Genomic DNA, 3,911 nt, shown 5'->3' with positions numbered 1-3,911 from the left:
CTACGGTTTTCACCCAAGGTCATGCAAACTTGCCCTAAGCCCCGACGGTCCCGTCGGCCTGAACAGCCAATTCCGTCTCAAGAGGACCGGTATCCCAATGCCATCCGAGATGAAATGATACAGGCGCTCGTAGCGATCGGGCGCAAAGCGTTCCGCCATCGACCGGATACTCTTGCGATCACCCGGACCGATCATCCCCGAATTGTAGACCGTGCACATCTGCCGCCGCTTCTTGTGACCAAGCTTCTCAACGAATGGCTTAAGCCAGTTCGCCAGCGCAACATCCAACTCCGCCATCTCGCGCACCCCGATGAAAGTGCTCAAGATGCCCAAATCATCGTTAGTGCAAAATTAATCTGCCAAAGCAGTGCTGGGATGAAAATTATCGGTCAGATGGGGGCGCGTTGCTTTAAAATACAACATGCGCCCCCGCAGTGCTGACTGGAGATCACACAACTGCCGCTCACGATACAAGCGTCTGGCCAAATTACATACGTTCGGATTGTTTGTAAACGACCTTGGTTAAGTTCTAAGCCGTGGCGAGGGAGCAACACATAGACCAGTTTCCGTGATTGTCTCTCGTATCGCGACCCATTTTAATTTACAAACAGTCGGATTGTATGTGAGTTGAGAAGGTGCATCTACAGGTGTTTGTGTGATGATTGATTTAACTATCGAAGGGACAACATTATGAACATAAAGAGCCTACTGATCGGCTCTGCTGCGGCTCTCGCAGCAGTATCTGGCGCACAGGCCGCTGACGCTATCGTCGCTGCCGAGCCTGAGCCCCTGGAATACGTTCGCGTTTGCGACGCTTTCGGCACCGGCTTCTTCTACATCCCCGGCACTGAAACCTGCCTGAAGTTCGGCGGTTACATCCGTTTCCAGACCGACTTCGGTCGTAACGAATCCGGCACGTCCGACTGGGATTCTTTCACGCGAGCTCAGTTCCATATTGACACTCGTACCGACACCGAGCTCGGCGCCCTGCGCGGTTTCATTGAATTGCGTGGCGATGCGGACAATGACAGCGAGCGCAGCGTCAGGGTTAATCAAGCTTTCATCGAACTGAGCGGCTTGAGAGTTGGCTATACCTTCACCTGGTGGGATGACGATCTCTCAGGCGAAACCGATATCCTGTCTTCGAACTCAACCCGCGGCAACGCTCTGCGTTACACCTACGATGCCGGCTCCTTCTATGCTGGTATCTCGGTGGAAGAGTTGGAAACCGAGCGTGACGATGAAACAAACCTCGGCATTGCCAAGGGCGGCTTCCTTGAAAACGCGAACAATGTCGGTATCAGCGGGATCATTGGTGCCAAGTTTGGCGTAGTTAGCGCAAACCTGCTCGGCAGCTACGACACCGATTATGAAAACGGTGCAATCCGCGCAATCGTTACGGCTGACATCGGGCCGGGTACGTTCGGCCTTTCCGGTGCATGGGCTTCCGGTGCGAACTCTTACTACGAAGAGTCCGAGTGGACGGTTGCTGCTGAATACGCCATCAAGGCAACGGACAAGCTGACCATCACCCCCGGCGCTCAGTACTTCGGTACGGTGGATATCGGCGCTGACAACGACTTCGTTGGTGACCGCGACGCATGGCGCGCTGGTGTGACGGTAGATTACCAGATCACGCAGGGCCTCGCTACCAAGGTTACTGTTAACTACCAGGACGTCGATGGCGACGAAGGTATCGACAGCGGCGCTGGCGATCAGGTTACGGGTTTTGTTCGCCTTCAGCGGACGTTCTAAATTCCATGAGAGGCAGTGCGGTTCTCCGCACTGCCTCTCATAATTATTTAACAGAGAACGAGCAGATTAGGATTGCTACCCTGTATCGAGAGTAAGTGCTACATAGAGCATAAGGCAATGGTCTGCCCCATTAAAGGATCCACCTGCTTGGCCGACTGGCCAATGATGGGAAAGGCCTTGAATTTCGGCGATGCAGACACCGGATATCAGTTTCAAGCGTCGCCTGCGGTTAGACATTTCATCTTCGCGGTCTGTGTAGATTTGACGCGCGAGATCGTGCAGCAAGCGGTTCAACTGAGAAACCAACGCTATAGCTTACTCACCGACTTGCCGTTGGTTCACATTCGCTCATGGCGAATTATTTCAGTTTGTTTCGCAACGCGTGGAACACCGACATAACAAGACACGCCGGACAAACTGATAAACGAGACTTGGTTTAAAAAATAGGCCCTCAAGTGGCGGGTCAAGCAACGGTCAAGGATGCGGCCAGATCGCCGCCGGCACTGCGTGAAATGGCTTCAACAAATCTGAAAGAAGTCGTTACAGGCTCAGGTCATCGGAAATTCTGCGGGACGAAAACGTTGCGGTAGACGGAAGCCGGTATCGCCTCCGGTCTCTTGAAATTCATGCCATCCGTCCCGGCATCTAGCGGTACTTGATAAACAGTGGGACATTCAAATACCATCAAGGCGAAAAACCTCCGCAAATTGTTTTTATTTTCAAGTTCGACATAGCTTACCTGGGGCCTTCCGGGCCGACCAGAAGCGTGCAGAGGAACGTCCTGTCAGATCCGTGACGCAGCGCGGCAGGGATTGTGCTGGGTGGCGTTATCGCTTGTTCGTGCAGGATAGCAGTGAGCTGTCGCCATATTATGGTCCAACTGAGCCGGGCCAGCTGCCGGTCCGCGATGCTCCGATGTAAGTCGTGACCTTGCCCCAAGTTTCATCCCGACCAGCACCATGCGAGCTGCATCCTCAGCTGCCCTGGAAAGGAGTTTCGGGGCGCTGAAGATCGCGTCTTCCAGCGAGCACGGCCTGCTCAGGATCGAGGCAAAGGCATCAATGCCATGCTCGAAATTGAGCCGCACGCCTTTGCCGATGGTACCTGCAAGCGCAATGACGGGCACGCCGGCAGTTTTTGCCCGAGCCGCCACTTCCGCAGGCACCTTGCCGAACGGCGTTTGCCCATCAAGACTGCCCTCTGCGGTGATGACGAGATCAGCCTTTGCCATGAAACGGTCGAGCTCGAGATACTGCATGACGATATCATAACGCGGGTGCAGTGCGCCGCCGAGGAGACCGGACACCGCAGCACCGAGACCACCCGACGCACCACATCCGGGCGCCATGCCAACCTCGATGCCCGTCGTGCGCCGGATTTCCGCTGCATATGTCTCCATTGCGGCAACGAGCAGCTCCACCTGCGCCGGCGTCGCGCCCTTCTGCGGTCCAAAGACGCGGGCAACGCCGCGCTCGCCAAGCAACACATTGTGCCAGTTGACGGCAGCATCAATGCGCACACTCTCAAGGCGCGGATCGCGGCCCGACAAGTCGATGGCAGCAAGACGGGCCAGCGCCGCGCCACCGCGAGGCAGGAGGTTTCCCTTGTCGTCCAGCAGCCGGATGCCGAGCGCCTCGGCCATTCCGGCGCCGCCATCATTGATGCCGCTGTCGCCGCAACCGAGCAGGATTCGGCGTGCGCCTTGGTCGAGCGCAGCGCGCACCAGTTCGCCGACACCGTAGCTCGTCGTCAGGCAGGGATTGCGCCGGTCGCGCGGTACAAGGCTGAGGCCCGCGGCGGCTGCCATTTCGATGACGGCGGTCAGCTCGCCGGTTCCGCCGAGGAAGCCGAAATGCGCCTCGACAGGCTCGTTGACTGGACCGGTCACCGTCAGTTGATGAAGTGTACCGCCGGTCGCCCTGACGAGCGCCTTCGTGAAACCCTCACCGCCATCGACCATTGGCGCCTTAATGACAGTAACACCGGGAAAGGCTCGTAGGACGCCACTTTCGATGCAGTCGGCCGCCTGATCGGCCGACAGACTTTCCTTGAAACCGGAGGGGGCAACGAGAACCGTAAAAGACATGGGAGCGTTCCTTTCTACTATGACAATCATGTGACAGTTGAGGAACGGGACAGTTCGGAATCTATTCCAG

Annotated in this window: 2 protein-coding genes and 1 pseudogene; 1 reads left to right on the top strand and 2 read right to left on the bottom strand. The window is 56.5% G+C overall.

The window, feature by feature from the left end; genetic code table 11:
- Positions 1 to 40: 40 nt before the first annotated feature.
- Positions 41 to 297: pseudogene (locus T18_RS22965) on the bottom strand (transposase); the annotation flags it as partial.
- A 393-nt stretch (positions 298 to 690) separates the two neighbouring features.
- Here T18_RS22965 and T18_RS22960 point away from each other — a divergent pair.
- On the top strand, positions 691 to 1,755 hold the full coding sequence (locus T18_RS22960) for a porin (RefSeq protein WP_038497036.1): 1,065 nt from the start codon (positions 691 to 693) through the stop codon (positions 1,753 to 1,755).
- A 784-nt stretch (positions 1,756 to 2,539) separates the two neighbouring features.
- Here T18_RS22960 and T18_RS22955 read toward each other — a convergent pair.
- Positions 2,540 to 3,841, bottom strand: a complete 1,302-nt coding sequence (locus tag T18_RS22955) for a glycerate kinase (RefSeq protein ID WP_080863778.1) — start codon at positions 3,839 to 3,841, stop codon at positions 2,540 to 2,542.
- Between the last annotated feature and the right edge of the window lie 70 nt (positions 3,842 to 3,911).

It is taken from the genome of Rhizobium sp. TBD182 (assembly GCF_001950375.1).
Classification (GTDB): Bacteria; Pseudomonadota; Alphaproteobacteria; order Rhizobiales; family Rhizobiaceae; genus Agrobacterium; species Agrobacterium tumefaciens.
Note: the sequence above shows the minus strand (reverse complement) of the source record. Positions and strands in the feature narration are given on the sequence as shown.

Coding starts and splice junctions, on each gene's coding strand:
- T18_RS22960 (WP_038497036.1), top strand. CDS start 691: ATGAACATAAAGAGCCTACTGATCGGCTCTGCTGCGGCTCTCGCAGCA.
- T18_RS22955 (WP_080863778.1), bottom strand. CDS start 3,841: ATGTCTTTTACGGTTCTCGTTGCCCCCTCCGGTTTCAAGGAAAGTCTG.